This window comes from Paenarthrobacter sp. NPDC089988 (assembly GCF_044748465.1).
Classification (GTDB): Bacteria; Actinomycetota; Actinomycetes; order Actinomycetales; family Micrococcaceae; genus Arthrobacter.
In genome coordinates this window covers 19,955-44,956 of record NZ_JBIVGD010000011.1, presented here as the reverse complement: position 1 = coordinate 44,956, position 25,002 = coordinate 19,955, and the positions used below count along the sequence as shown (strand labels likewise).

Annotated in this window: 24 protein-coding genes and 2 riboswitches; of the genes, 10 read left to right on the top strand and 14 right to left on the bottom strand. The window is 64.5% G+C overall.

Features of this window, described 5'->3' with window-relative positions; all coding sequences use genetic code 11:
* Positions 1 to 55: 55 nt before the first annotated feature.
* The 7 genes from ACIPV6_RS14025 to ACIPV6_RS13995 form a co-directional block, all read right to left on the bottom strand.
* Positions 56 to 1,444 carry a molybdopterin molybdotransferase MoeA gene (locus tag ACIPV6_RS14025; RefSeq protein ID WP_400271459.1) on the bottom strand — a complete coding sequence of 463 codons (1,389 nt, stop codon included), beginning with the start codon at positions 1,442 to 1,444 and terminating at the stop codon, positions 56 to 58.
* Positions 1,441 to 2,319: an NTP transferase domain-containing protein gene (locus tag ACIPV6_RS14020; RefSeq protein WP_400271458.1), complete on the bottom strand. Its 879-nt coding sequence runs from the start codon at positions 2,317 to 2,319 to the stop codon at positions 1,441 to 1,443. The genes ACIPV6_RS14025 and ACIPV6_RS14020 overlap by 4 nt, the downstream gene beginning before the upstream one ends.
* 42 nt (positions 2,320 to 2,361) lie before the next feature.
* Positions 2,362 to 2,862 (bottom strand): HNH endonuclease, encoded by a 501-nt coding sequence (locus ACIPV6_RS14015; protein ID WP_400271457.1) that lies wholly within the window; start codon positions 2,860 to 2,862, stop codon positions 2,362 to 2,364.
* Between the two features lie 241 nt (positions 2,863 to 3,103).
* Positions 3,104 to 3,868, bottom strand: a complete 765-nt coding sequence (locus ACIPV6_RS14010; RefSeq protein ID WP_400271456.1) for an NlpC/P60 family protein — start codon at positions 3,866 to 3,868, stop codon at positions 3,104 to 3,106.
* A gap of 96 nt (positions 3,869 to 3,964) precedes the next feature.
* Entirely contained in the window at positions 3,965 to 4,660 is a 696-nt protein-coding gene (locus ACIPV6_RS14005) for a C40 family peptidase (RefSeq protein ID WP_400271455.1), read from the bottom strand.
* A gap of 55 nt (positions 4,661 to 4,715) precedes the next feature.
* Positions 4,716 to 4,874: riboswitch (cyclic di-AMP (ydaO/yuaA leader) on the bottom strand.
* 146 nt (positions 4,875 to 5,020) lie between these two features.
* Positions 5,021 to 5,851: a M23 family metallopeptidase gene (locus tag ACIPV6_RS14000; RefSeq protein WP_400271454.1), complete on the bottom strand. Its 831-nt coding sequence runs from the start codon at positions 5,849 to 5,851 to the stop codon at positions 5,021 to 5,023.
* Between the two features lie 4 nt (positions 5,852 to 5,855).
* Positions 5,856 to 6,096: riboswitch (cyclic di-AMP (ydaO/yuaA leader) on the bottom strand.
* Between the two features lie 230 nt (positions 6,097 to 6,326).
* Positions 6,327 to 7,022: a metal-dependent transcriptional regulator gene (locus tag ACIPV6_RS13995; protein ID WP_400271453.1), complete on the bottom strand. Its 696-nt coding sequence runs from the start codon at positions 7,020 to 7,022 to the stop codon at positions 6,327 to 6,329.
* Positions 7,023 to 7,321: 299 nt separating this feature from the next.
* Here ACIPV6_RS13995 and serC point away from each other — a divergent pair, with 299 nt between their 5' ends.
* Positions 7,322 to 8,452 carry a phosphoserine transaminase gene (serC, locus tag ACIPV6_RS13990; protein WP_400271452.1) on the top strand — a complete coding sequence of 377 codons (1,131 nt, stop codon included), beginning with the start codon at positions 7,322 to 7,324 and terminating at the stop codon, positions 8,450 to 8,452.
* A gap of 91 nt (positions 8,453 to 8,543) precedes the next feature.
* On the opposite strand, the gene ACIPV6_RS13985 is transcribed toward serC, so the two are convergent.
* Complete coding sequence (locus ACIPV6_RS13985) at positions 8,544 to 9,185, bottom strand: DUF3027 domain-containing protein (protein WP_400271451.1); 642 nt, start codon at positions 9,183 to 9,185, stop codon at positions 8,544 to 8,546.
* Between the two features lie 7 nt (positions 9,186 to 9,192).
* On the bottom strand, positions 9,193 to 9,576 hold the full coding sequence (locus ACIPV6_RS13980) for a cold-shock protein (protein WP_397323143.1): 384 nt from the start codon (positions 9,574 to 9,576) through the stop codon (positions 9,193 to 9,195).
* A gap of 192 nt (positions 9,577 to 9,768) precedes the next feature.
* Between ACIPV6_RS13980 and ACIPV6_RS13975 the strand changes: the two genes are divergently transcribed.
* The 5 genes from ACIPV6_RS13975 to ACIPV6_RS13955 all read left to right on the top strand — a co-directional run bounded on the left by ACIPV6_RS13975 (position 9,769) and on the right by ACIPV6_RS13955 (position 16,921).
* Entirely contained in the window at positions 9,769 to 9,984 is a 216-nt protein-coding gene (locus ACIPV6_RS13975) for a hypothetical protein (RefSeq protein WP_400271450.1), read from the top strand.
* Between the two features lie 86 nt (positions 9,985 to 10,070).
* Positions 10,071 to 12,536: a helicase-associated domain-containing protein gene (locus ACIPV6_RS13970; protein WP_400271449.1), complete on the top strand. Its 2,466-nt coding sequence runs from the start codon at positions 10,071 to 10,073 to the stop codon at positions 12,534 to 12,536.
* A 25-nt stretch (positions 12,537 to 12,561) separates the two neighbouring features.
* Positions 12,562 to 14,223: a DNA repair helicase XPB gene (locus tag ACIPV6_RS13965; protein ID WP_400271448.1), complete on the top strand. Its 1,662-nt coding sequence runs from the start codon at positions 12,562 to 12,564 to the stop codon at positions 14,221 to 14,223.
* Positions 14,224 to 14,431: 208 nt separating this feature from the next.
* Positions 14,432 to 14,902, top strand: coding sequence for a hypothetical protein (locus tag ACIPV6_RS13960; RefSeq protein ID WP_400271447.1), 471 nt, complete (start codon positions 14,432 to 14,434; stop codon positions 14,900 to 14,902).
* Between the two features lie 12 nt (positions 14,903 to 14,914).
* Positions 14,915 to 16,921, top strand: a complete 2,007-nt coding sequence (locus ACIPV6_RS13955) for a multicopper oxidase family protein (protein ID WP_400271446.1) — start codon at positions 14,915 to 14,917, stop codon at positions 16,919 to 16,921.
* Positions 16,922 to 16,940: 19 nt separating this feature from the next.
* On the opposite strand, the gene ACIPV6_RS13950 is transcribed toward ACIPV6_RS13955, so the two are convergent.
* Positions 16,941 to 17,165 (bottom strand): hypothetical protein, encoded by a 225-nt coding sequence (locus tag ACIPV6_RS13950; protein WP_400271445.1) that lies wholly within the window; start codon positions 17,163 to 17,165, stop codon positions 16,941 to 16,943.
* A gap of 69 nt (positions 17,166 to 17,234) precedes the next feature.
* Positions 17,235 to 18,146 carry a LysR family transcriptional regulator ArgP gene (locus ACIPV6_RS13945; RefSeq protein WP_400271444.1) on the bottom strand — a complete coding sequence of 304 codons (912 nt, stop codon included), beginning with the start codon at positions 18,144 to 18,146 and terminating at the stop codon, positions 17,235 to 17,237.
* Positions 18,147 to 18,214: 68 nt separating this feature from the next.
* Here ACIPV6_RS13945 and ACIPV6_RS13940 point away from each other — a divergent pair, with 68 nt between their 5' ends.
* The 4 genes from ACIPV6_RS13940 (at position 18,215) to ACIPV6_RS13925 (ending at position 21,481) form a co-directional block, all read left to right on the top strand.
* Positions 18,215 to 18,844 (top strand): LysE/ArgO family amino acid transporter, encoded by a 630-nt coding sequence (locus tag ACIPV6_RS13940; RefSeq protein WP_400271443.1) that lies wholly within the window; start codon positions 18,215 to 18,217, stop codon positions 18,842 to 18,844.
* An 82-nt stretch (positions 18,845 to 18,926) separates the two neighbouring features.
* Complete coding sequence (locus tag ACIPV6_RS13935; RefSeq protein WP_347109954.1) at positions 18,927 to 19,637, top strand: response regulator transcription factor; 711 nt, start codon at positions 18,927 to 18,929, stop codon at positions 19,635 to 19,637.
* A 2-nt stretch (positions 19,638 to 19,639) separates the two neighbouring features.
* On the top strand, positions 19,640 to 21,085 hold the full coding sequence (locus ACIPV6_RS13930) for an ATP-binding protein (protein WP_400271442.1): 1,446 nt from the start codon (positions 19,640 to 19,642) through the stop codon (positions 21,083 to 21,085).
* Between the two features lie 105 nt (positions 21,086 to 21,190).
* Positions 21,191 to 21,481 (top strand): WXG100 family type VII secretion target, encoded by a 291-nt coding sequence (locus ACIPV6_RS13925; RefSeq protein ID WP_397323156.1) that lies wholly within the window; start codon positions 21,191 to 21,193, stop codon positions 21,479 to 21,481.
* Positions 21,482 to 21,548: 67 nt separating this feature from the next.
* Here the strand turns inward: ACIPV6_RS13925 and ACIPV6_RS13920 are convergent, their stop codons facing one another.
* From ACIPV6_RS13920 to ACIPV6_RS13910, 3 genes are all read right to left on the bottom strand, one after another.
* Complete coding sequence (locus ACIPV6_RS13920) at positions 21,549 to 22,562, bottom strand: RNase H family protein (protein ID WP_400271441.1); 1,014 nt, start codon at positions 22,560 to 22,562, stop codon at positions 21,549 to 21,551.
* A gap of 220 nt (positions 22,563 to 22,782) precedes the next feature.
* Positions 22,783 to 24,408, bottom strand: coding sequence for a chaperonin GroEL (gene groL, locus ACIPV6_RS13915; RefSeq protein WP_397323158.1), 1,626 nt, complete (start codon positions 24,406 to 24,408; stop codon positions 22,783 to 22,785).
* Between the two features lie 310 nt (positions 24,409 to 24,718).
* Complete coding sequence (locus ACIPV6_RS13910) at positions 24,719 to 24,922, bottom strand: cold-shock protein (protein ID WP_217376272.1); 204 nt, start codon at positions 24,920 to 24,922, stop codon at positions 24,719 to 24,721.
* Positions 24,923 to 25,002 lie beyond the last annotated feature (80 nt).

Genomic DNA, 25,002 nt, shown 5'->3' with positions numbered 1-25,002 from the left:
GTGTCCATCATTACAAGCCCGGCGGCAAAGCCGCCACCCGCGTCCACGGACAGCGTCAGGCGTCCAGCGCGCTCCAGTCCACCGGTCCCGCCGATGGCTTCTTTGCGGTGCGAACGGGGGCCTTGCGCGGTTTGTCCCCGGCAGCTTTGGGAGCGGGCAGCGGTTTTCCCCACGGCAGCGGGAAGGCTTGCACCGGTTCGCCCATCTGCACCCCGTGGGGAGGCACCACCATGACGCCGTCCGCTCCTGCCAACCCGCGCATCATTCCCGGCCCGGCATGCTGGGACGGCGACGCCAGCCCGTAAACCAGCTTGAACGGCATCAAACGCGTGCGGCCCGGGTCGGCATCGATCATGGAACCGCACGGTACTTCGCCCACATCTCCGAGGCGTCCGTGGCCCAGGGCTGCCAGCAGCGGTCCGCCCACGGTAAAGAGGGCCATCATGGCTGCGAGGGGGTTCCCCGGCAGGCCCAGGACGAAGCGGCCATCCGGCAGTTCCGCCAGAACGGCCGGGTGCCCGGGACGCATGGCGATCCCATCAATCAGCAGCGTCCCGCCCAACTCCGCTACGGCCCTGCGGAAATGGTCAGTTCCCGAGCGTCCGGTCCCGCCAGTAGTAATAACGACGTCGGCAGGCGGGTCTGCGTCGGCGCCCAGTTCCGTCTTGTCCAGTTCCGTAGTGCCCAGTTCCGTCATGCCCGCTTCCAGGGTGCCCGGCTCCGCGTCCTGCAGCGCCGCGAGCCACTCCCCGTAGTTATCGCCCACACGGACCAGCCCGCCGTCGATCCCGCCAAGGAGCTCCACCACCGAACCCAGCTGCGGCCCGAAGGTATCCCTGACCTGTCCGGGGGCAGGGACGCCCTGTTCAACCACCTCGGACCCGGTAAGGAGGAACCTCACCAAGGGTTTGCCCAGGACAGGGAGTTCGTCCAGGCCGGCCAGGGCCGCGACGGCCAGGTGCGCGGGGTTCAGCACCGTTGCCTTCTTCAGCAGGACCTCGCCCTCAGCAGCTTCCTCGGCCGCCTTGCGGATGTGCTGGCCGTTGCGCGGCTCCCCCGGCTTCGCGGTGCCGCCGAGCGCCAAAACCGGCAGGCCGTCGTCGTCCGTGGCGATGATGCCGCTTTCGCTGCGGAGAACCGCTTTGGCACCGGGTGGAATCAGCCCGCCGGTGACGATCGGGCTGGCCTGGTGTGGTGCCAGCCGCTGGCCGGGTTCGTTGAGGATCCACGGACCGCTGCCGTTCACGGCCCAACCATCCATGGCCGACGACGCGTAGTGCGGCATGTCCTGCAGGGCAAGCACGTCCTGGGCAAGGGTCCGCCCCAACGCCGCGCGCAGCGGAACAGGGCTTGCGGGTATGGGAGTGGCGACGTCGAACGCACGCTGCCTGGCTTCGTGCCAGGTATGCGCCGCATGGTGGCCCTGTTCGGGGGCCTCCGTCATTCGGTTTCGGCCCCGGGCTCCGCATACTGCTTGGCTACCTGGCGGGCAAGGTCGAGGGCGGCGGCCATGGCGGCATCTTCGTTGGCCTGGCCGATGCCGCGCGCCATTCCGGCCGCGTAACCCGCGATGAACGTGGTCAAGGGCGCCGCGGGACGTACCACGGAGTGCGCGGCCACGCCGGCTACGGCAAGGATCTCGTTGACGTCCACGTCCACGCCCTCAAGCTCAAAGGCCTGCAGCAGCATGCGGCACCATTCTTCGAGTGTCTCGTCCTGGCTTTTCACGTCCGCCTCCAAGTCGTTGTCAATGCCCAGGGCCGCGGCGTCCTCCCACGTATCCACATCGTCCGTGGAGCCATCGGGAACGGCAACAGCCAGCACGTTCAGCCTAGCAAGCAGCTTGAAGACAGATGCGTTCGTTAACGACTGGGCTGCACCGACTTCGCGTTCCAGTGCCTGCGTGCTGTAGATACCAAGGAGAGGCTGTTGCCTGCCGTCGGAAGACACTGCCATGGCTCCTTCGGTGCCATGATGCCCCTCAACTCCCTCAAGGATGGCCGCCACGCCCCGTGAGGCGTGCGGCATGTCGCAGGCCAGCACCAAGGTCCACGGAGCCGGATCAGCAGCCTCAAGTGCGGCAAGCCCCGCGGCAATCGCCGCCGCCGGTCCTGCGAATGCGGGCTCCTCGCGCGCGGACAGGATCCTTTCCGGAAGGCCTTCCTGGTGCGGCCCAACCACCACCGTCCGCGAAGCACCCCGGACTGCGTCCAGGGCGTGCGAAAGGAGGCTCGCGCCGTCGTACTTCAACTCCGGCTTGGGCACGCCACCGAGGCGGGTGGCCCTGCCACCCGCCAGGATCACGGCGTTGAACTCCATCCGCCCAGATTACCCGCAGGGACGGAGCACAACAGAAATCGATCAGGCAGCGGATTCCGGCAAGAGGAACGGGTCCCAATCCGGCGCAGGTTTCTCGAGTTCTTTGATCTGCCACATGGTTCCCGTGGGCACGCCGGGGGTGAACCGAAGTTTCCAGCCCATCTCGGCGAGCGTCTGGTTGCTCTTGGCGTTATTGCATTTCAAGCACGCCGCAACCAGGTTTTCCCAGGAATCCGCGCCGCCCCTGGATTTGGGGTGGACGTGGTCTATGGTGTGCGCTGTCTTCCCGCAATAGGCGCAACGGTGGCCGTCGCGGCGGAGCACCCCGCGACGGCTCACAGCGGTGATCCTGTTGTACCGGGGACGGATGTAGCGGTTGAGGAGAATCACGGACGGACGTCCCAGAATCTCCTGTGGCCCGACGACAGGTTCGCCGCCTTCGGCCACTACGCTAGCTTTCCCAGTCAGCACAAGGACCAGCGCCCGGCGGAAGGTTACTACCGCCAGCGGTTCATATCCAGCATTCAGAACGAGTGTGCGCATGCACGTACCTCTTCACGGCCGCACCCGTCAGGGGCACGAGGGCCGGCTGCCCTCTGCATGTACGGGCTGTGGATCGACACCATAAGGGTAAGCACTTATATGCCGTATCAACGAATTTTCGGACCGGTTCCCGGGCAGTGTCGGCGAATGTTCATGTGCGGGCCACCTTGCCTGGCCCTCTGCGGGGGCTTAAAGCGGAACGCCCCGCAGGGATTCCTGCGGGGCGTTCAAAGAATTTGTATCAGCCGTTCACGCGGATGAAGACCGGGCCGGAGCCGACGTTCACGCTGAAGAGTGCGGTGGTGGATCCGTTCCATCCACCGTGCACTGCCATGCCGTTACCGACGTACACGGCGATGTGTGCCATTCCACCGTAACCACCGTTGGCGTAGTACGCGAGGTCGCCCGGCTGCGCTTCGGCGGCGCTGACGGTGCGGCCGAGGGAGAGGTAGCCGGCGGGCCAGTCGTGGAAGTTGATGCCCACAGCGGCCAGCGAGTTGGTTACCAGCATGGTGCAATCCTGGGTCACGCCGAGCTGGGCGTAGGCCGCCGCGGCGATGGCAGCACCGAGGCCACTGGACGCCGCTGGAGCTTTGGCGGCCGTGGCCGGGTTGCTGACGGCCACGGTGGCGCTGGCGCCAGTAGTAGCAGTGGAGCCGGACGCGGCCTTCTTTGCGGGCTTCTCAACGACGGGAGCCGGAGCCTCCACTGTGGTGACGACCGGGCTCTCGTAGGAGATGGCCACGGTGGAATCGGCAGCGATGGTGGACTGAGTGACTGCCTGGACGTCCAGGGCCGTGGTGGCGGTGGACTCACGCTGGACGTTGGTATCGGCGGCGTTCGCAGCAACGCCACTGGTCAAGACCAGTCCTGAAGCGGCAGCGATCACAGCTGCCTGGCGGCCCACGCCACCGGCGTTGTCGCTGACAGCCTTCGCGATCACGGCAAGGGAGCTGGTCTTGGGGGCCTCAGCTCGGTGCCGTGCAACCTTGTGTGCACTGGTCATTTTGATCTCTTTTCGTTTCCGCACGCGGTTGGGGCACGTGCGGTTTGTGGGCAAGCCAGCACTTGGGGGGCATGCTGGCGTACCCCGAACGGGGTTTTAGCGGAGGGTGAAGAATGAAGACGTGCCGGTGGAAGCCACCGAGTGAAGCAAGGTGCCCTGGCTCGGGTTGAGGGCGCTGATCATCATGCCGTTGCCGACGTAGATGCCAACGTGTGCGCCGCCGTTCTGCATGACCAGGTCACCCGGCTGCGGAGTGCTGGTGGCCTTCATGGCAGTCCAGGCGTTGACGCGGGGAATGCTGATGCCGGCCTGGGCGTAGACCCACTGGGTGAAGCCGGAGCAGTCCCAGCCGTTGGGGGTGGTGCCGCCCCAAACGTAAGGGTGGCCGATGCCCGTGTAGGCGATTGCGGCGAGGCCGGAAGCTGCGGCACTGGAGGCCGTTTCCTTGGCGTTTGAAGACTGTGCGGTGAGGGCGCCTGCGGCCTGGCCACCAGTGGTCTGGTTACCAGCGGTCTGCGAGCGCTGGGTGGTCTGCGAAGCGCGCTGGATCTTCGGGGCTTCCCTGGTGGCCACAACGGGGCTCTCGAAGGAAACGGTGGCCGTGGGCTCAGCAGTGACAACCTCGGTGGTGAGGAGTTGCTGCGTGCTCGTCTCGGCCTTGGAAACATCGGTGTCCGCTGCCTGGGCCGGAAGGCCGACGCTGAGGACGAGGCCGGAGGCCGCCGCGAGAACTGCGGCCTGGCGGCCAACGGTTCCGGCATTCGCTGAAACAGCCTTCGAAAGAGTGTTCAACGGGTGAACCGTCTCGGCGCGGTGGCGCGCAGAAGTAGTGCGTGATGACACGTAGGTAGCCTCTCCCAATGCCTGCGAGGTGAGCTGTCGGATTCGGATGGGAGTCATCCGGCCACGCGCTTCGGGAAGCTTTGTGACTTAACCCCAAGGCCTTCTCTCGAAGACCAAAAGTGGTTCCCCCGCCCCTGCCAGACGAATTATGCGAACGGACCCTGAGTGGTGGCAGAGCTAGGCAATCCACTCAAGTGCATCGGCCCCCTAAAAAGCCGATGCGCTTTAGACGGTACAACAGTTGAACACGAATGTCACATTCAGGTCACGGGGTGTGTCGCGAATGCGAGAGACGACCATCGACTTTGCTTAGAGCCAGCCCATGGGGTCCACGACTTCGCCGTTGACCTGGACCTCGAAGTGCAGGTGGCAGCCCGTGGAGGCACCTGTGGTGCCGCTCAGGGCTACGACGTCACCGCGGTTAACAGTCTGGCCAACCTTGACGTTGAACGACGACAGGTGGTTGTACGTGGTTTCAAGGCCATTGCCGTGATCCACCACGACGCGGTTGCCTCCGCCGTACTCGTGCCACCCAGCGAACGTGACCTTCCCGGCCGCTGCAGCGTGGACCTGGGTGCCGCACTGGGCAACGAAGTCCTGGCCGCGGTGGAAGTCGCCGGTGCCGCCGGTCAGAGGACTGACCCGGTATCCGAACGGAGAAGCCGTGGACAGCGTGTCCAGCGGGCTGCCAAGGGTGCCTTTGGAGGAACTGGCCTGGATGCTGCCGACGGACTGGGCGCTGAGCAACTGCTTGAGCTTGCCGTCGGGATCGGCTTTGGTAGCCACCGCCGCACGGCTGAAGTCGATTTTTGCCGATGCTTCCGCGGAAACCTCAGGCTGGCTGCCACCGGAGACGGCAAGGGCAGCTTCTGTTTGGCCCGACTCGGAGGTGGCCATAACGGGGCTTGTGGCTGGCAGACCGACAGTAAGGGCGAGGCCTGTGGCAGCCAGTGCCACTCCGGCTTTCTGCCCTACGCCACTGGCTGCGGCGAAATCGGCAACCTGGCGCAACGGGCTCTTACGGCGGCGCACCTGACGCTGGGTGTCGCGGGGCCGGATCTCCGTTACGACGCGGGCTGGCCGCAGCTCAGCAGCGGGGCCGGACGCGCGTCGGCGGCCCCTGACGTTCTGCGATGTCAAACTCTGTTCCTCTCTAGAAAGCCTGCGAAGTTAGCTGTCGGATTCGGATCAGAGAGTGCAAAGACCCGGCCCGCACGCAGCGCATACGGCACACAGGTATCCCGGAGGAAATTGCGTAAGTAGGCACTGCTGCTGCGGACTTCACCCCAAGGCTGCTTCTTCAGGCAGCCGATGGTGGTTCCCCCGCCTCTGCCAGTAGTGGATAACACCCCTGATCTGCTGGCAGAGCTCGGCTCCAGATCAGGTAACGCTTTGGTATCGGCGCTAGAAGATAACTATAGGGGATTAAGGCCTTCGGTAATAAATTCGTTATCTTCCGGAGCGCCGCTTTACGGGGTGGGCCCTTAGCATCTTTCGGCGGAAACTGCAGGTCACACCGTTGCACCCGATGATCTTAGTGAGATCAGACACTCCGGCCCGGTACCCAGAAGAGGCACCCATCCTTTTTCGGAAAGGTGCCTCGAAAGTCCTACGCTCAGCCAACCGCCACGAAGACGTGGGCTGCAACTTCGGGGGGCAATTCGAGGGCGCCCTCGATGCCGGGGACGCGGACGGAGATGTACTCCCCTACCCGTGCCAACGAGACTGCCGCACCCGGCCGGATCCCGCCTTCATCGAGTTGGGTCAGGAGTTCGGGCTCAACCTGGATGGGTTCGGCCAACCTACTCACCACAACCCGTGAATCCGTGGCATAGCCGTCCATCGCCTGGATGAGGTTGACGTCACCCTTCAAGGAGATCTGGCTGGCCCGCCCACCGAGTGCTTCCAGGCCCGGGATCGGGTTTCCATAGGGCGACTCGGTGGGGTGCTCAAGCAACTCGTAAAGCCGGCGTTCAACCCGCTCACTCATTACGTGCTCCCAGCGGCAGGCCTCGTCATGCACATAGGCCCAGTCCAGGCCGATCACATCGGCCAGGAGGCGCTCGGCCAGACGGTGCTTGCGCATCACCTCGGTGGCCCGCTTCCGGCCAACCTCGGTCAACTCCAGATGGCGGTCATTGGAAACAACCACCAGGCCATCGCGCTCCATGCGGCCGATGGTCTGGGAAACAGTGGGACCGGAATGGCGCAGGCGCTCGGCAATGCGGGCCCGAAGAGCAACGATGTTCTCTTCTTCAAGCTCCAAGATGGTACGAAGATACATCTCAGTGGTATCGATCAGATCCGTCATCCAGCTCAGCTCTCCTCGAACGCAGTTCTCGCGTAGTGTCCACCGTACCGCGTCCAGACGAGGCGGTCGGTCCCGTGGCGCCGCCCCATGACGCTTCCTCCAGCTTAGCTTATTTGGAATTACTCTGAATAATCCTCATCCGCGTTCCTGCGCACCCGGACAGCACCATTCCACGTGGCGGACTATGACAACCGCAGGTTCCTGCCCGCGCGCCGAGTCAGGCAGAATTGGGGTGTCGAAGGAGCAGTTGATGCCACCTGCCACGACCCATCTTTGACCGATACCCATTGGAGCCACCCGTGAGCGACAACAGCATCACCATTCCCGCCGACCTGCTGCCCAAGGACGGACGCTTCGGCGCAGGACCGTCAAAGGTCCGCCCGGAGCAGGTCGAAGCCCTGTCCGCCGCAGCCACCACCATCCTTGGCACGTCCCACCGCCAGGCACCGGTGAAGAACCTCGTGGGCTCGATCCGCGAAGGACTCAGCACTTTCTTCCGCGCCCCGGAGGGCTACGAAGTTGTTCTTGGCATCGGCGGCTCCACGGCGTTCTGGGATGTCGCAGCGTTCGGCCTGGTAGAGAAGAAGGCCCAGCACCTCTCCTTCGGGGAGTTCGGTTCCAAGTTCGCGGCGGCCACCAACAAGGCTCCCTTCCTGGATGCATCCTCCATCATCAAGTCCGAGCCTGGCACCCGTCCGTCGCCGCAGGCCGAGGCCGGTGTGGATATCTACGCCTGGCCCCAGAACGAGACGTCTACGGGTGTCTCGGCTCCGGTCAAGCGCGTTGACGGAGCCGACGAGGGCTCGCTGATCGTGGTGGACGCAACCTCTGCCGCCGGTGGCCTGGACGTGGACGTCGCAGAGTCCGACGTGTACTACTTCGCCCCGCAGAAGAACTTCGCTTCCGACGGCGGCCTGTGGCTGGGACTCTTCTCCCCCGCTGCGCTGGAGCGCGCTGCCCGGGTGAAGGCCAGCGGCCGCTGGATCCCTGACTTCCTGGACCTGCAGACAGCGATCGACAACTCCAAGCTGAACCAGACCTACAACACGCCGTCGTTGTCCACACTGGTCACGCTGGACGCCCAGGTGCAGTGGCTCAACGGCAACGGTGGCCTGGACTTCGCCAGCAAGCGCACGGCGGACTCCGCCAGCCGCGTGTACTCGTGGGCTGAGGCCTCCGAATACGCCACGCCGTTCGTGGCCAACGCCGAGGAACGCTCCAACGTGATCGCCACCATCGACTTCGACGATTCGATCGACGCGGCGGCGATTGCCAAGGTGTTGCGCGCCAACGGTGTGGTGGACACCGAGCCTTACCGGAAGCTTGGCCGCAACCAGCTCCGGATCGCCACGTTCGTGGCCATCGAACCGGATGACGTTTCGGCACTGCTCGCCAGCATCGACTACGTGGTTGGCGAACTGAAGAAGTAAACACCGTCAGCGGCCGCACGGCCGGAAACACTGAAAGGCGCCTGCCGGAATGGTTCTTCCCGGCAGGCGCCTTTTGTGTCTTCAGTTGTTGCTAGCCGTCGTGGCCGGAGTGGTCCGCGTCTTCGACGGCGTCCCCGGTTTCTCCCGAATCGTCATCCTCGTCGCCATCGCCCTGGGCATCGTCCTCGGCCGCCTTGACCGTCTCCTCGGTGACGTCGTCCTCGGTCTCTTCAACCAACGGCTTCTCGTCCTCCGGCCGCACCCGTTTGGCCCATGGCACCCATTCCGGCGCGAGGATGGAGTCCTCCGACGGCAGGAGCCCCAGCTCGCTGACCGTGACGATCTTGGACCGTGAGTTGCGGGTGACCACCGCATACCACTGCCAGCCGCCGTAACCTGCCAGCTTCGATTCGAAGAGGTGGGTCACTACCCGGTCGCCTTCCGATTTGGCTCCCAGGTGGGCACCTACTTCCCCACGATTGGCAATGCCTTCCACGGCCTGGCGGGCGACGTCGACGGCGGCAGCCAGGTAAGAGTCCGGCTTGCCGGTGCGCCAAACAGGAACGCCGGCGCGAGGCTTGGGGGCTGCGGCCTTGGGTTCAGCGGGCTTCCGCCCGGGAGCTTCCCCGGTGGCAGGGGCGTCCCCGTTTGCAGGAGCCTCGGCAACGGGGAGTGCAGGGGTTTCCTGCGCGCCTCGCCCGGCCTCCATATCCCGTGCGGATTCCGATGTCATGGCGTTCCTAGGCTTCCAGCTCGTCGGCAACCTTGCGCAGCGCCATTCCGATCGCCTTGGCCTTGTTGCCTTCCGGGTACTTGCCCGAGGACAACGTACCGGACAGATTGTCCAGGACGGTGACCAGGTCCTGTACCAGCGGTGCCAGGTCGCGGGCGTTCATGCGCTTGGCCTTGGCGATGGAGGGGGTCTTGTCCAGGACGCGCAGGCCCAGCGCCTGGGCGCCGCGGCGGCCGTCGGCAACACCGAACTCCACGCGCGTACCGGCCTTCAGCTCGGTGACGCCCGCGGGCAGGGACGTCTTGGGCAGGAAAACTTCCTGGCCGTCTTCGGCCGCGAGGAATCCGAAGCCCTTTTCCTTGTCATACCACTTGACCTTGCCGGTGGGCACGTAATCAACCTTCTTCGTTCTTGCGTGGAAACACGTCGGGCCGCCACCGCATCCACAGGGTCCTGCGGGATCGAGGGTGACAGCCCGCTCCGTGTGGGTCTGTTCCTTCAAGGTTATCCTGCCGGGCACCCTAATCCCGCTTCGTACCGTCCCGCGTAGCGGCGGCCGCCGGCAAACAGCTAGCGTTGAGGCATGACTTCCACGGGTTACCGCCGCCCCCTGACGATTGCCGCCGCGATCGTTGCCATCATTTCCCTGGCCGCTGTCGCGGCTGTCATGGCCATCGCCTTCAACGGCGGAGTTGCACCCGTGTGGATCACGTCGACGGCGCTGTATGGGCTGCCCGTGGCCTTCATCCTGGCCGTAGTTCCCGTGGTGGACGCCGTCCGCCAGCGTCGCCGCCATTAGCTGACCTGCAGTTGCGGGGCCCGCTTTGCGTGGCAAAACACGAGCCAGGCGCGCAGAGCAGGCCCCGCAACGGTAAATTTGAAGTGATGTCCCTCATTCGCGCGCTCAGCAAGGAACTTGAAACGCGCAGCGACGCCTCGCTGCGGGCTCTTTTTGCCGCGCGACCGGACCTGATCTCGCCCATGGCCCCCGATTTCGCGGCCCTGGCGGCGCGGGCCAGTGCGCGGGTCAGTGTGCAGCGGGCCCTGGAACGCCTCACCAAGCCCGAGATGCAGGTGCTGGAAACCCTGCACCTGTGTACCAACGCGGATACGGGCCACAGTGTTTCGGCGGCAGGACTGAAGAAGGCCATTGCCGGGTCCACGCTCTCTGCCTTGGAACCCATCCTGGCCAAACTGCAGGAGCTGGCTTTGATCCACCGGGCCGAAGCGCCGCCGGCCACCCATCCTCCCGCAAGTTCGCGGCAGAAGTTCTACCTTCCCGTGGGCAGCCTGAAGGACGTCATCGGGATCTACCCCGCCGGGCTGGGACGCAGCTACACGGAGTTGGTCCGGCTTCAACCCGCATTCGCCCAACGGGTAGTCCAGCTGGTGGGCGAACTCCACCACAGCGGACTCGGTATCCATCCGGCCAGCACCCCCATGGACGCAGCCCTCGCGCTCCAGCGTTGGACGTCGACCCCCGATGGCGTCCGCGACATCCTGGCCAGCGCGCCGGAACGGACCACCGGTCTCCTGGACAAGTTCGGAAGCTGGGCCATGGGTGCCGTACCCCAAGCGCAAAGGCGGGCTTCGGTCACCCACGAGAGTGCCGACGTCGGGCCCATAGACTGGCTCCTGGCACGCGGACTGCTGGTCCCCCTGGACGCCGGCCACGTGGAATTGCCGCACAGCGTGGGCATTGCGTTACGGGGCGGGGCCATTGTTGACGACTTCACCCTGACGCCCCCGGTTCCGGAGCTCGGACACACCAGCGCAGCCCTGCGTCGCAATGCGGCCATGGGTGCCATTGCGGAGACCCTACGGCTGTCCAACGAGCTGCTGTTCGCCGTCCGGGAACAACCCCTGGCGACCCTGCGGAGTGGCGGCGTGGGCGTGCGGGAACTGCGACGGCTCGCCGAGTCCATCCGCTGCGGCGTCCATCAAACAGCGATCCTGCTGGAATTCTGTGCACTGGCCGGGTTACTGCGCCTGGACGTCGACAGCTCCACCTGGGTCCAGCCGCCGTCCCTGGAGTGGCTGACCTTGCCGCGGCAGGAGCAATGGCTCTGGCTGGTCAACGCCTGGCTGGCCAGCGAGCGCGCACCGTCGTTGGTGGGCCAGCCCCTTACCGGCAGCACCCCGGCGGCCCATCCAGGAACTGCCGGGACCACCATCAATGCCTTATCGGCGGAAGCCCAGCGGCCTGACGCCCCGGTGGTCCGCCGGAGGATCCTGGAAATCCTCAACGAGCTCACCGTGGAGGCCGCAGCCCCCGATGGCAAGGCTCCCGTCCTGGATGCCCGTGCGGTGCTGCAGCGTGCGGAATGGACCCAGCCCCGGATGTCGCGGCGCTTCAGTTCGCTGGTGAAGGGCATCCTTGAAGAGGCTACGCTCCTGGGACTCATGGGCTCCGGCGCTTTCACGCAACTCGGTTCTGCCCTTGCCGTTGGCCAGCCCGATGAAGCCATGACCATTCTTGGCGAACACTTGCCTGCGGCGGTCAACCACATCCTGCTGCAGGCCGACCTGACGGCGGTGGCCCCGGGTTACCTTGCCCCGGAACTCAGCGAAACGCTGTTGCTCATGGCCGACGCCGAGGGGCAGGGACCGGCGTCGATCTACCGTTTTTCGGCCGCGACCATCCGCAGGGCGCTCGACGCCGGACAGGATGCGGAATCGCTGTTGGCGTTCCTGCGCGAACATTCGGCAACGGACGTGCCCCAGCCCCTCGCCTATCTGGTGCAGGACACCGCATCACGGCACGGCCGCCTGCGCGTCAGCACCAGTGCCAGCTTCATCCAGAGCGATGACGAGTCAGCCATCGCCGAGCTCCTGCAGGAAGCCCGGACGTCCGTGCTGAGCCTGGTCCGCATCGCCCCGACAGTCCTGACCTCGGCCGCCAGTCCCCGCGAAACCGCACGGGTGCTGCGCGAGCTGGGACTCTCGCCCGCAGTGCAAGAGGTGGAGCCCGCCGTCGTCCGTTTCAAGCGGACCACGGCGGTGGCAGGCAGCGCTCGTCCCGTCTATACGGCACCACGGACGGCTCCGCCGGACGACGACGTCGAGGCGCAGCTTTCCATCCTGCGGCAGCACCGCGGCGTCCCGGCCGACGGTACGGGAGAAGCTTCGACGCAGCTGGGCCTGGAAACCCTGCAGAAAGCCATCCGGCTCAAACAAGCCGTGACCATGAACGTGGTGGACAGCCTGGGCAACTCGAACACCGAAACGGTTGTCCCGGTTTCCGTCTCCGGCGGCCGGGTCAGGGTGTTCGATCCCGGCAAGGACACCGAACGGGTGTTGTCCATCCACCGGATCATTGATGTTGAACCCGCCGGAGACCGGCACAAGTGAGTGATGCACACGTGAGGATTCAAGAGTGACTGACGGTCCCCTGATCGTTCAAAGCGACAAAACCATCCTGCTGGAAGTCGACCATGAGCTTGCCACGGAGGCCCGGCATGCCATCGCGGCGTTCGCAGAGCTGGAGCGCGCTCCCGAGCACATGCACAGCTACCGCCTCACTCCCTTGGGACTGTGGAATGCCCGTGCCGCCGGGCTGGATGCGGAACAGGTGCTGGACACTCTGTTGAAGTACTCGCGTTTCCCTGTGCCGCATGCCCTGCTGATCGACATCGAAGAGACCATGTCCAGGTACGGCCGGCTCCGCCTGGAGAAGGACCCACAGCACGGCCTGGTGATGCGGACTGACGACTACCCCGTCCTGGAGGAAGTCATCCGCGCCAAGAAGATCGCCCCGCTGCTGGGGCCACGGATCGACGGGGAAACCGTGGTGGTCCATTCATCCCAGCGCGGGCAGTTGAAGCAGTTGCTGCTCAAACTCGGGTGGCCCGCGGAAGACCTGGCCGGATACGTTGATGGCCAGCCGCACCTGATCATGCTCGACGAGACCGACTGGCAGCTGCGCCCTTACCAAAAGGTGGCCACGGAGAACTTCTGGGCCGGCGGCAGCGGCGTCGTCGTACTTCCGTGCGGTGCCGGCAAGACGCTGGTGGGCGCCGCAGCAATGGCCACCTCCTCCACCACCACGCTGATCCTGGTGACCAACACTGTCTCGGCCCGCCAGTGGCGGGACGAACTGCTCAAGCGGACCTCGCTCACCGAGGACGAAATCGGCGAGTACTCGGGTGCGGTCAAGGAAGTCCGGCCCGTCACGATCGCCACCTACCAGGTCCTCACCACCAAGCGGGGCGGACTGTACCCCCACCTGGAACTCGTGGACGGCCACGACTGGGGCCTCATCATCTACGACGAAGTCCATTTGCTGCCCGCGCCGATCTTCCGGATGACGGCGGACCTGCAAGCCAGGCGGCGGCTGGGCCTGACCGCTACGCTGGTCCGCGAGGACGGCCGCGAAGGCGAAGTCTTCAGCCTGATCGGACCCAAGCGGTACGACGCCCCGTGGAAGGACATCGAGGCCCAGGGCTACATTGCCCCCGCCGATTGCGTGGAGGTCCGTGTGGACCTGCCCCGCGACGAACGGGTGGCCTACGCCATGGCCGACGACGCGGACAAGTACCGGCTGTGCGCCACCTCGGAGACCAAGACTGCCCTGGTGGAACAATTGGTGGATGCCCACAGGGGCGAACAGTTGCTGGTGATCGGACAGTACATCGACCAACTCGACGAGATTGCAGAACGTCTGGACGCGCCGGTGATCAAGGGCGAGACGAGCGTCAAGGCCCGGCAGAAACTCTTCGATGCCTTCCGCAAAGGCGAGATCCAAACCCTGGTGGTTTCCAAGGTGGCCAACTTCTCCATCGACCTCCCGGAAGCGTCCGTGGCCATCCAGGTCTCGGGCTCGTTCGGCTCCCGCCAGGAGGAAGCGCAGCGGCTGGGACGCCTGCTGCGGCCGAAGCAGGACGGACGAGCGGCGAGGTTCTACTCGCTGGTTGCCCGGGACACCCTGGACCAGGACTTCGCGGCGAAACGCCAGAGATTCCTCGCCGAACAGGGCTACGCCTACCGCATCATGGATGCCAAGGACATCGGGAAAGACGTGGGCACGGAGCAGGCCTGAGCATGCTTGCACGGGTGATTAACCGCAGTTCCCTTGCTATTTATCTCCAGCAATTTTACGATTCCAAGTGAAGCTCTCCGCCCTGATGGGTTGCCCCTGGTCCAGGCAGCCTGGCGGCCAGTCGTCGGCAGTGGGGGCAGCCCGCAGCCAGGGAGCCGGCGATTCGACGGCCTAGACGAATCCGTGAAGTCTTGTCCGAGGATTCCCCATGCGTAAGACCCTCCTGGTCCTTGCGGCCATCATCCTGCTCTCATCACTCGCCCAACTGTTTTTCGCTGGATACTTCCACTTCCAGAACACCATCGAAGCCCAACGCGAGGCTGGCGTGTACCACGCCATCAACGGCCAGTTCGTGTTGCGCTACGCAGCCTTGCTCGCCGTCATCGTGGCAGCACTTGCACGTGCCGGATCCCGGACCATCTGGCTCGCAGCCGGCATCTTCCTGATGACCTGGTTCCAACTCTTCATCTTCATCATCGGCGGCATGCTGACTGGATCTTCGGAGGACTTCATCACCCCCTCCGGATCATGGGTGGCAGCCATCCACGCCGTCACCGGCCTGCTGATCATTTTCATGTCCTACTGGTTGTTCAACCGCGCGCGGGCCGCGGCCCTCAATCCACAACCTCTCCCACCCAAGTCCGCTTCATCGGATGCCTCTGCTTCCGCTGCGGCCTGACCCCCATCAGCTGTGAACAGTTCACAGCTGATGGCCGTGGACCTGGTGCTGGCGGTCCTTGCCGCCGGTGCCTGGATCGCGGCAGCCTGGCTGACATCATCCCGAAAGGCACTGCGTCACGGGGTAGACGCGGCCCTGCTGGCCCTGGGCGTTGCCGTCCTGGCAACGGCCGGCCGCTACGCACTGCTTCCTGCCTTGGCGGCAAGCAGCTGGTGGTTCGCCAATGAGCGCCTAACCATCAGCCTGCCATTGACCGCCATTCCCGCGGTTGGGGCCGCGATGGCCGGTGTTCCGTATTTGCTGAGGAAGCGGAACACCGGCTCACAATCTGCCCCGGTGCCTGCCGGGCGCGGGCGGCAGTGGGCCGTGCTGTCACTTGTGGCCGCCGGGGCTGCGGCTGTGGGATCGCTCGGGCTGGTGTTCATCCTGGGGCCGTTCCCGGCCGTGTGGTCCCTGGTGATCCTGCTGTTCCTCGTGGGCGGCAGCGTCCTGGCGGCCAAACTTGCCCTGTTTCCATCGGTCCGCGGAGGCTCTGTGACGCCGGGAAGGCGCACGACGGCGGTCACCGCAGTCGCCGGGCTCCTGGCCTGTACCGCTTTGGGTTCGGGAGTCTTCGCCTGGCTAGGCAGCCGCGCTGCCGACGGCACCGGAATTGCCACCGCGGTGGGACACCACGACGGCGGCGCAACGGTTCCGGTGGCAGCGCCGGTTCCGGTGACCACGCTGTTGGGCAACTCCCCCGCAAATGCCGTAGTTCGCCACTATGAACTCACCGCCCGCGTGGAACAGGTGACGCTGCCGTCCGGGCAATCTGTCCAGGCCTGGACGTTCGGGAGCTTGCCGGGGCCCACCTTGGAGGCACAGCAGGGCGAAGTGATGGAGGTGGTGCTGAAAAACCGGGATGTCACGGCCGGGGTCACGCTCCATTGGCATGGTTATGACGTCCCCAATGCCATGGACGGGGTTGCCGGCGCAACTCAGGATGCCGTGATGCCCGGGCAATCCATGACCTACCGTTTCACTGCCGCACAAGTGGGTACGTACTGGTACCACACGCACCAGGATTCTGCCGAGGGGGTCCGTAAGGGACTCTACGGCGTATTCGTCGTGCACGGCACCACCGATGTCCGTCCTGATGAGGACATTGCAGTAGCCGGACACGACCTCAGCGGTCTGGGGTTGCTGGGCTCCTCAGACCGTAGCAGTGCCTACACGGCCGCGCCGGGATCCACCGTTCGCGTGCGTCTCGTCAATACCGATTCGCTGCCTCAGCGGTACCTGGTGTCCGGGACGGCCTTCAAGGTAGCTGCCATAGACGGGACCCCCGTGATTGAACCCGGGGAGGTCACCGGAAGGCTGCTCCGGATAGGGGCGGGCGGCCGGAACGACGTCACGTTCACCATGCCGGCCGCACCGGTGACCGTTCACTCCGATGCCGCCGCGGATGCTGTGGTGGTCATTTCTCCACCGGGGTGGACCTCCGGGAGTCCCGCGAAGCCCGCGGCAGGCGTCTATGCGACCACTCCGGTCCTGGATCTTCTGGGCTATGGCAAGCCCGGATCCGGGCAACAGCCCGCTCCGGCGGCCACTCGTGAAGAAGTAGTGGTGCTGGACCGCCAATTCCGGTTCGTGGACGGAATCCCGCGCTACGCCTTCACCGTCAACGGCGCCGCGTACCCCTTGGTACCGGCCATGGAGGTGGCAGATGGGGACGTCCTGAAGGTGACGATCGTGAACAGGACCGCCGAACCCCACCCGATGCATCCACACGGCCACCACGTTTTGGTCCTGAGCCGCAACGGCGTGGCACCTACGGGCTCTCCGCTGCTGCTGGACACCGTGGACGTCCAACCAGGGGAAGTCTGGCAAGTGCAGCTAACCGCCGACAACCCAGGGATCTGGATGGACCACTGCCACAACCTGGACCACGCCGCCGAGGGCATGATGATGTTGCTGCAATACCAGGGCGTCTCGTCGCCGTTCATGCACGGAGGCCACTCGCACAACAAGCCGGAATAACGTCCGGCGCTATGCGGGCCTAGGCCACCAGGCGGAGGTGGGCGTGGATCTCCATGCGTTCCACGATCGCCCAGGAGTCTTCCGTGCGGAGTTGCAATGCCACGAAGCGCTCGGCGGCAGCAAGGTCATCGAATTCTTCAACCTGAACCGGGCCAATCTGGGAGTCGGAGTAGCTCACGTGGTACTCGTATTCGACTTCGGCCGAGGGGGACGTGCTGCTGGTTGGTGCTGGTTTCTTTGCCATGGTTCCAGTGTGGAATGGGGCACTGACATTTTTGGAAGCATCGGCGGGCGTGTTCCAAATCCACTTCGGCTATGGCTTGCGCAGGAACTCCGCCGCAGCTTCCCTGACCGTATCGCTCACCACGTCCAATACCGTGGATGCAGTTTTCCAACGCTGCCAGTACAAGGGGACGTCGAAGGGCCGGTCCGGCGCCAATTCGATCAGCCGGCCGTCTGCGATGTCCGGACCACACTGGACTTCCGGAATCAACCCCCACCCCAAACCCAGCCTGATCGCGTCCCCAAAGTCATGGGAAGCAGGAACATAGTGGCGCGGTCCCTTCCGTTCGGGCGTTGCCGTCGGCTTCCCCGGCCACGCCCTGACGAAGGCCCACTGATACGTGTCCTTCCGGTCAAAATCGACGGTGGGAGCAGTATTGAGTTTTGCCTGATCCACGCCGTCGGCAAACCAACGTCCGACGAAGGCAGGTTCCGCTACCGCCCGGTACCTCATGATGCCCAGCGCTTCCACCCGGCAACCCTGCACGGGATCCGGAGTAGCGGTCACGGCGGCCATCACTTTCCCGGAGCGCAGGAAGGACGCAGAATGCTGCTCGTCGTCCCGGTGGAGATCAAAAGTGACGTTCAAGTCCTTGGGAAGACGGGCCAGCGCTCGGAGGAACCACATGGACAAGGAATCGGCGTTGACCACGATGGGGATGGCCAGCCGAGGCCCGTCGGAGCCCAACCCGAGTTCCGTCCCGGCGTCAGCTTCGAGTTGCGCCACTTGCCGTGCCAAGCGAAGCACTACCTCGCCGGCCTCCGTGGCCTGGGCCGGATTGCTGCGCTGCAGCAGTACCCTGCCCGCCGATTGCTCCAGCGCTTTAAGGCGCTGGGACACGGCTGAGGGCGTGATGTGCAGCTGCCGTGCTGCTGCGTCCAACGTCCCTTCGGAGAGGACCGTGGCGAACGTCTGCAATTGCTCGGAGGGAAACTGTGTCATAAGAATATCTTAGGCAGCTTCAGAATCTTTAGCTGGTCTAAAGATAGTCTGATTCATAGTTTTGAAGGGTGAACACTGCTGACATCTTCAACACTGCCGGGCTTGGCCTGGCCACCGGACTCGCCCTTATCGTCGCCATCGGGGCGCAAAACGCCTTCGTGCTCCGGCAAGGAATCCGCGGCGAACACATTGGTCCCATCGTTGCAGTCTGCGCCCTGTCAGACGCTGTCCTCATCGGGGCAGGAGTCCTGGGCATCGGCGCGTTGATCGCGGCGGCCCCTGCCGCCGTCGTGATTCTCCGCTTTGTGGGCGCAGCGTTCCTGGTGACCTATGGCGCCATGGCGGCCCGCCGTGCACTGCGGCCCCAGGCGCTCATCGCCGGCGATGGATCCGGCCAAGCAGGCAAGCGGGGGCTGGCCGCCGCGGTCACCACCATGCTGGCCCTGACCTGGCTGAATCCGCACGTGTACCTGGATATTGCCCTGCTCGGATCGATTGCCAGCGCCCAGGGAACACAGCTGCAGTGGTGGTTTGGCATGGGCGCAATGGTGGGCAGCGTTTTGTGGTTTTCCGCGCTCGGCTTCGGGGCGAGGTTCCTACGCGGCTTCTTTGCCAAGCCGCTGGCATGGCGGTTCCTGGATGGTGGAATCGCCGTGACCATGACTGCCTTGGGCGTAGGGCTGGCACTGGGCGGGTAAGGATGCGACGCCTTCGCGGCACGCAGCGCCCTCCCATAGAGCATCCAGATAACTCCCAGAAACTGGGAGCATCATGGGTGTCATGAAAAAGAACGGCCCCGAAGCCAAGCTCCTTGTCGTCGACGACGAACCCAACATCCGCGAGCTTCTCTCCACGTCACTGCGCTTTGCAGGTTTCGAGGTCGTAGCCGCATCGAATGGCCGCGAAGCCCTCGCAGCCGCTGACACCCATGCCCCCGATCTAGCCGTCCTGGACGTCATGCTTCCGGATATGGACGGCTTCACGGTGACACGACGCCTCCGGGCTGCCGGCAAGCACTTCCCCGTACTGTTCCTGACGGCCAAGGACGATACCGAGGACAAGGTCACCGGCCTGACCGTCGGCGGCGACGACTACGTCACCAAGCCCTTCAGCCTGGATGAAGTTGTTGCCCGCATCCGTGCGGTGCTGCGCCGCACCCAACCCCTGGAAGACGACGACGCCGTGATCCGCGTGGACGATCTGGAACTCGATGACGACGCCCACGAGGTTCGCCGTGGCGGGACCGTCATTGAACTGTCCCCCACCGAATTCAAGCTGCTTCGCTACCTCATGCTGAACCCCAACCGCGTGCTGTCCAAGGCCCAGATCCTGGACCACGTATGGGAATACGACTTCAACGGCGACGCCTCCATTGTTGAGTCGTACATCTCCTACCTGCGCCGGAAGGTGGACATCGACCCCGATGCTGCCGCCCTGATCCAGACAAAGCGCGGCGTGGGCTACGTCTTGCGGACGGCAGAGAAGCGCTGACCTTGCTGCAACGCTGGAAATCGGCGTCCCTGAGGTCCCAACTCGTTGCGATCATCATGGGACTGCTCCTCTTGGCCCTGGCAGCGACCGGGGCCGGTACGCTGACCCTCGTCAAGAGCTACCTCCAGGGCCAGGTGGACGACAAGCTCAAGGCCGCAGTTGCCCTTGCACAGGACCAACAGTCGTTCGACAAATTGTCCGAGTACAACCCGGCCGTGCCTACTGACTACTCGCTGACACTCTATGTCTCCGGCCTATCGCCATACCCGTTTGGCGGGAGCGCAAACGACCGCCCGGCGATCGCCAACATCACCCCGGCGGAAGCCAAAGCACGTGGCAATGCTCCTTTCCAGGTCAGCGGAACCGCGGGAACCAACTGGCGCGTAGTGGCCGTGGGAGTGGTGGCCAACGGCCAGAACGGCGTAGTGATCATCGGTCTGCCGCTGACGCCCGTGGACAAGGTCATGGAGCACGCCGTCCTGGTGGTTGTCGGGGTGGGGCTCTTGACGTTGGTCCTGGCATTCTTCATTGCCACCTGGACGGTAGCGCGGTCCTTCCGGCCACTGGCCCGTGTGGAGAAGACCGCCGCCGCCATCGCCGCAGGGGATCTCTCCCGCCGCGTCGAGATCGACAATCCGCACACCGAGGTGGGGCGCCTGGGTGGCTCACTCAATGCCATGCTGGCGCACATCGAATCCTCGTTTGCCGCCCGCGCCGCGTCCGAAGCCCGCATGCGGCGGTTTGCCGCGGACGCCTCCCACGAACTCCGCACTCCACTGGTCACCATCCGAGGCTTCTCCGAGCTGTATCGCCACGGCGCACTGACCTCCCCCGATGACATCTCGACGGCGATGGGCCGAATCGAGAGCGAAGCCAAGCGCATGGGGTCCATGGTTGAGGACCTGCTGATGCTGGCCCGGCTGGACGAGCAGCGCCCGCTGCACTTGAAGCCAGTGGACCTGCAGTTGCTGGCGAACGACGCCGTGGTGGATACCCGTGCCGCCTCCGGCGACCGCACCATCAGGCTTGTGGGCCTGGACGGCGCCTCTCCTGCGCCTGCGCCCGTCCAAGGCGACGAAGCCAAGCTGCGGCAGGTGATCGGCAACCTGGTGGGAAACGCGTTGCGGTACACACCTGATGGCACCCCGATCGAACTGGCGGTGGGCGTCCGCACCAACCCGGAGGGCTCCTTCTCCGCCATCGAGATCCGGGACCATGGGCCCGGGATTCCGCAGGAAGAGACCAATAAGATCTTCGAACGCTTCTACCGCGCGGATACCTCCCGGACGCGGGAAACCGGCGGCAGCGGCTTGGGACTGGCTATTGTTGCGGCGATCGTGGGAAGCCACGGCGGTACCGTGCGGGTCACCGAGACCGACGGCGGCGGGGCCACCTTGGTGGTCAGCCTGCCCTTCCACGAGGAACCCGCAGAGGTGTTATCCACATAGCGGTGATCGACCTTTCCGCTGATTGCGGCTGGTGCCTAGGCTCGATGTTGTGGCCCACGCTTCCACCGCGAAACCGCGGAACTACTTCGTCGAAAGGCATCACCCATGAGCGTCATCTCCGTCGATACCGAGCTCCTTCAGCTCAAGGCCGCCAACGTCAAAGCAACGGTTGACCGCATCAGCACCGACGTTCAGGCCATGAAGCAGGGACTTGATGAACTCCAGGCAACCTGGCGGGGCTCGGCGGCCACCAATTTCCAGTCCCTGGTCCTCGAGTGGACCCTGACCCAGAACAAGGTGGAGTCCTCGCTCGCGTCCATCAACGTGGCCTTGGCAACCGCAGCTTCGAACTACGCCGAGGTTGAACAGGGCAACACGCAACGCTTCGCCTACTAGGGGCCGGCTTCTGAAACTCCTGCGGGGCCGGCCGTCTTCCCCCTGTGCGGCCGCCCCGCAGGTCAACCTAGTTTTCCGGAGTTCCTTGGTGGAACCGCAGCCTCCACTTGCCTCGGTCAAGAAGCCACACCGAGCTGCGGAGAGCCGAACCGGCGTGGGACAAGCTCCGGTAGTTCAGCAGGATGGTGTTCTCACTGAGGCGGTCTGCGCTCAGGAGTTCCAGTTCCACGTGCTCCCCCGGGTCCTCCTCCAAGGCAACCATCATGGCGTCCCGGGTCCAGAACCTTCCGGACTGGCCGATCTCGGCAAACTCGGGGTGCAGCAACACGCCGATCCTCCCGATATCCGCACGAACGTCCGGGCGGAGCAGTTCGCGTTCGAGGGCCACCACTACTTCCTCGGCTGACAGTTCCGGGGTTGCTGCGGCGTCCTCGAGCTCGCTGAAGAGGTCGGCCTGGCCAAAGATTCCCGACTCTCCAAAGAGCGTGGGCTCGGAGTGCAGGCGGGGTGCCCGGTCCAGCCGCGAGGCCGGGAGGGGGCTGGATGTGGGCACGGCTGATGCTGGGCCGGCAACTGATGCTGGGACCGGCAAGGGCTCTGCGGCAGTTCCAGCGGCGCCGGAGAAGCCGGGACCACCCGGGGCTGCCACACCTTGCTGATAGGCCGCTGCCACGGCACGGGCGCGTTCGTCGGCAGCTTCGTTGAGTTCGTGGCCGGCATGGCCCTTGACCCACTCGAACGTGTACTTGCGGCCAACAATCGCCTGGTCGATGTCCTTCAGGAGGTCGACGTTGAGCACGGGCTTGCCGTCGGCCTTCCGCCAACCCTTCCGCTTCCATCCGGGCATCCACTTGGTGACGCAGTTGATGACGTACTGGCTGTCGCAAAGGATCCGCAATTCCTCGTGCGGGATGTGCGCGGTGGAACGGAACAAGTCAAGGACAGCCATGAGCTCGCCCATGTTGTTGGTGCCGTGCGGCCAACCTCCTGCGCGCCAACAGGAATCGTCAACATACCAGGCCCAACCGGCCGGCCCAGGATTGCCGAGGGCAGAGCCATCGGCGGCAGCAATAATCGTCATGCCTTTAATCCTGCCAGACTGCACTGACACTTTTAGCGGCCCCGGGAACCCCGCGAGGTCGTGGGAAGCGTGCCGGAACGCTGTAGCTCTCCCTGCGAATGGGGCGTGTTCCCACGCATTCGGCGGCCAATCCCCCGGCGGTGAAACGCCGACGGCGGCCCCCACCAAAGGTGAGGACCGCCGTCGTGCGTTCTGAGCGTGATGCTGCAGTACAGGAGGCTTAGAAGCCGCCCATGCCGCCCATCTCGTCGCCGCCCGGAGCCGGAGCGTTCTTCTCAGGCTTGTCGGCAACTACAGCCTCGGTGGTCAGGAACAGACCAGCGATCGAAGCAGCGTTCTGGAGGGCCGAACGGGTGACCTTGACGGGGTCGTTGACGCCGGCAGCCAGCAGGTCCTCGTAAACACCCGTAGCAGCGTTCAGGCCGTGGCCGGAAGGCAGGCCGCGGACCTTATCGGCAACAACGCCCGGCTCGAGGCCGGCGTTGAAAGCAATCTGCTTCAGCGGAGCGTCGATGGCAACCTTGACGATGTTGGCGCCGGTTGCTTCGTCGTTCTCAAGGTTCAGGTTGGCGAATGCCTTGGCACCGGCCTGGATGAGGGCAACGCCACCACCGGCGACGATGCCTTCTTCAACGGCAGCCTTTGCGTTGCGGACAGCGTCCTCAATGCGGTGCTTGCGTTCCTTGAGCTCAACTTCGGTTGCGGCACCGGCCTTGATGACTGCAACGCCGCCGGCCAGCTTGGCCAGGCGCTCCTGCAGCTTCTCGCGGTCGTAGTCGGAGTCGGAGTTCTCGATCTCGGAGCGGATCTGGGCAACGCGGCCTGCGATCTGCTCGGCGTCGCCGGCACCTTCGACAATGGTGGTCTCGTCCTTGGTGACAACAACCTTGCGGGCGGTACCGAGGAGTTCCAGTCCAGCGTTCTCCAGCTTGAGGCCAACCTCTTCGGAGATGACCTGGCCGCCGGTGAGGATGGCGATGTCGGCGAGCTGTGCCTTGCGGCGGTCACCGAAGCCCGGAGCCTTGACGGCAACGGACTTGAAGGTGCCACGGATCTTGTTGACGATCAGCGTGGCAAGGGCTTCGCCCTCGATGTCTTCGGCGATGATCAGCAGCGGCTTGTTGGACTGCATGACCTTCTCCAGGACCGCAACGAGTTCCTTCACGTTGGAGATCTTGGAGTTGACGATCAGGATGTACGGGTCTTCGAGGACCGTTTCCTGGCGCTCAGCGTCGGTGACGAAGTAAGCGGAGATGTAGCCCTTGTCGAAGCGCATGCCTTCGGTGAGTTCGAGCTCCAGGCCGAAGGTGTTGGATTCCTCGACCGTGATAACGCCTTCCTTGCCCACCTTGTCCAGGGCTTCAGCGATCAGGGCGCCGATTTCCTGGTCTCCGGCGGAGATGGAAGCCGTAGCGGCGATCTCTTCCTTGGTTTCGATTTCCTTGGCGGAGGCCAGCAGTTCGCTGATGACAGCGTCAACGGCCTTCTCGATGCCGCGCTTGAGGGACAGCGGGTCGGCGCCGGCGGCAACGTTGCGCAGGCCTTCCTTGACCAGTGCCTGGGCGAGAACCGTAGCGGTGGTGGTACCGTCACCGGCGACGTCGTCCGTCTTCTTGGCAACTTCCTTGACCAGCTCGGCGCCGATCTTCTCGTAAGGATCGTCCAGCTCGATCTCCTTGGCGATGGAAACACCATCGTTGGTGATCGTGGGGGCGCCCCACTTCTTTTCGAGGACGACGTTGCGTCCACGCGGGCCGAGGGTGACCTTGACGGCGTCAGCAAGGGTGTTCAGGCCCCGCTCGAGGCCGCGGCGTGCCTCTTCATCAAATGCAATGATCTTGGCCATAACGGCGGTAGTCCTTTCGGGACAGTCGTTAAGAAGGTACCTGTCAGGTGGGATGCCCGCGACGGACGATCCTTTGCTTGCGACCTCTGTATGCCGCGCGCTCCGGACCTCACCCCACCAGGGTGTTTCTTGATCCTCCCGGCGCCGACTACCATCCCTACGGCGCCGCGAACGGGCCGGAATTAGCAGTCGATGCGTGGGAGTGCTAAATCAATAATTAGCACTCGACCGTGGAGAGTGCAAGCAGGGGCGCCACCTTGCGCCATACATCCGGGCAGTTTCAGCCCACAGCGGAGAACTGGATTCCGGGTCAGGCGACGCGGACACTCTCCGCCTGCGGGCCCTTCAGTCCTTCGCCGAGTTCGAATTCAACGCGCTGGCCCTCTTCGAGCGCGCGGAAACCGTCCATCTGGATGGCCGACCAATGCACAAAGACGTCATCGCCGGAATCGTCCACAGTAATGAAGCCGTACCCTTTTTCGGCGTTGAACCATTTGACGGTTCCCAAAGCCATGATGCCCACACTTTCACAGTTGCCAAGACCGGTTGCCGGGATCTCCGTACCGGAATCAATCCACTGTAACCACAGTCACG

Bases quoted from the DNA above. Each gene is read 5' to 3' on its own strand.
- ACIPV6_RS13935 (WP_347109954.1), top strand. From the start codon at position 18,927: ATGAAAAAGAACGGCCCCGAAGCCAAGCTCCTTGTCGTCGACGACGAA.
- ACIPV6_RS13995 (WP_400271453.1), bottom strand. From the start codon at position 7,022: ATGACGGATCTGATCGATACCACTGAGATGTATCTTCGTACCATCTTG.
- ACIPV6_RS13945 (WP_400271444.1), bottom strand. From the start codon at position 18,146: ATGACACAGTTTCCCTCCGAGCAATTGCAGACGTTCGCCACGGTCCTC.
- ACIPV6_RS13975 (WP_400271450.1), top strand. From the start codon at position 9,769: ATGACTTCCACGGGTTACCGCCGCCCCCTGACGATTGCCGCCGCGATC.
- ACIPV6_RS13910 (WP_217376272.1), bottom strand. From the start codon at position 24,922: ATGGCTTTGGGAACCGTCAAATGGTTCAACGCCGAAAAAGGGTACGGC.
- ACIPV6_RS13950 (WP_400271445.1), bottom strand. From the start codon at position 17,165: ATGGCAAAGAAACCAGCACCAACCAGCAGCACGTCCCCCTCGGCCGAA.
- ACIPV6_RS14010 (WP_400271456.1), bottom strand. From the start codon at position 3,868: ATGACCAGTGCACACAAGGTTGCACGGCACCGAGCTGAGGCCCCCAAG.
- ACIPV6_RS14020 (WP_400271458.1), bottom strand. From the start codon at position 2,319: ATGGAGTTCAACGCCGTGATCCTGGCGGGTGGCAGGGCCACCCGCCTC.
- ACIPV6_RS14025 (WP_400271459.1), bottom strand. From the start codon at position 1,444: ATGACGGAGGCCCCCGAACAGGGCCACCATGCGGCGCATACCTGGCAC.
- ACIPV6_RS13985 (WP_400271451.1), bottom strand. From the start codon at position 9,185: ATGACATCGGAATCCGCACGGGATATGGAGGCCGGGCGAGGCGCGCAG.
- ACIPV6_RS14015 (WP_400271457.1), bottom strand. From the start codon at position 2,862: ATGCGCACACTCGTTCTGAATGCTGGATATGAACCGCTGGCGGTAGTA.
- ACIPV6_RS13960 (WP_400271447.1), top strand. From the start codon at position 14,432: ATGCGTAAGACCCTCCTGGTCCTTGCGGCCATCATCCTGCTCTCATCA.
- groL (WP_397323158.1), bottom strand. From the start codon at position 24,408: ATGGCCAAGATCATTGCATTTGATGAAGAGGCACGCCGCGGCCTCGAG.
- ACIPV6_RS13920 (WP_400271441.1), bottom strand. From the start codon at position 22,562: ATGACGATTATTGCTGCCGCCGATGGCTCTGCCCTCGGCAATCCTGGG.
- ACIPV6_RS13925 (WP_397323156.1), top strand. From the start codon at position 21,191: ATGAGCGTCATCTCCGTCGATACCGAGCTCCTTCAGCTCAAGGCCGCC.
- ACIPV6_RS13970 (WP_400271449.1), top strand. From the start codon at position 10,071: ATGTCCCTCATTCGCGCGCTCAGCAAGGAACTTGAAACGCGCAGCGAC.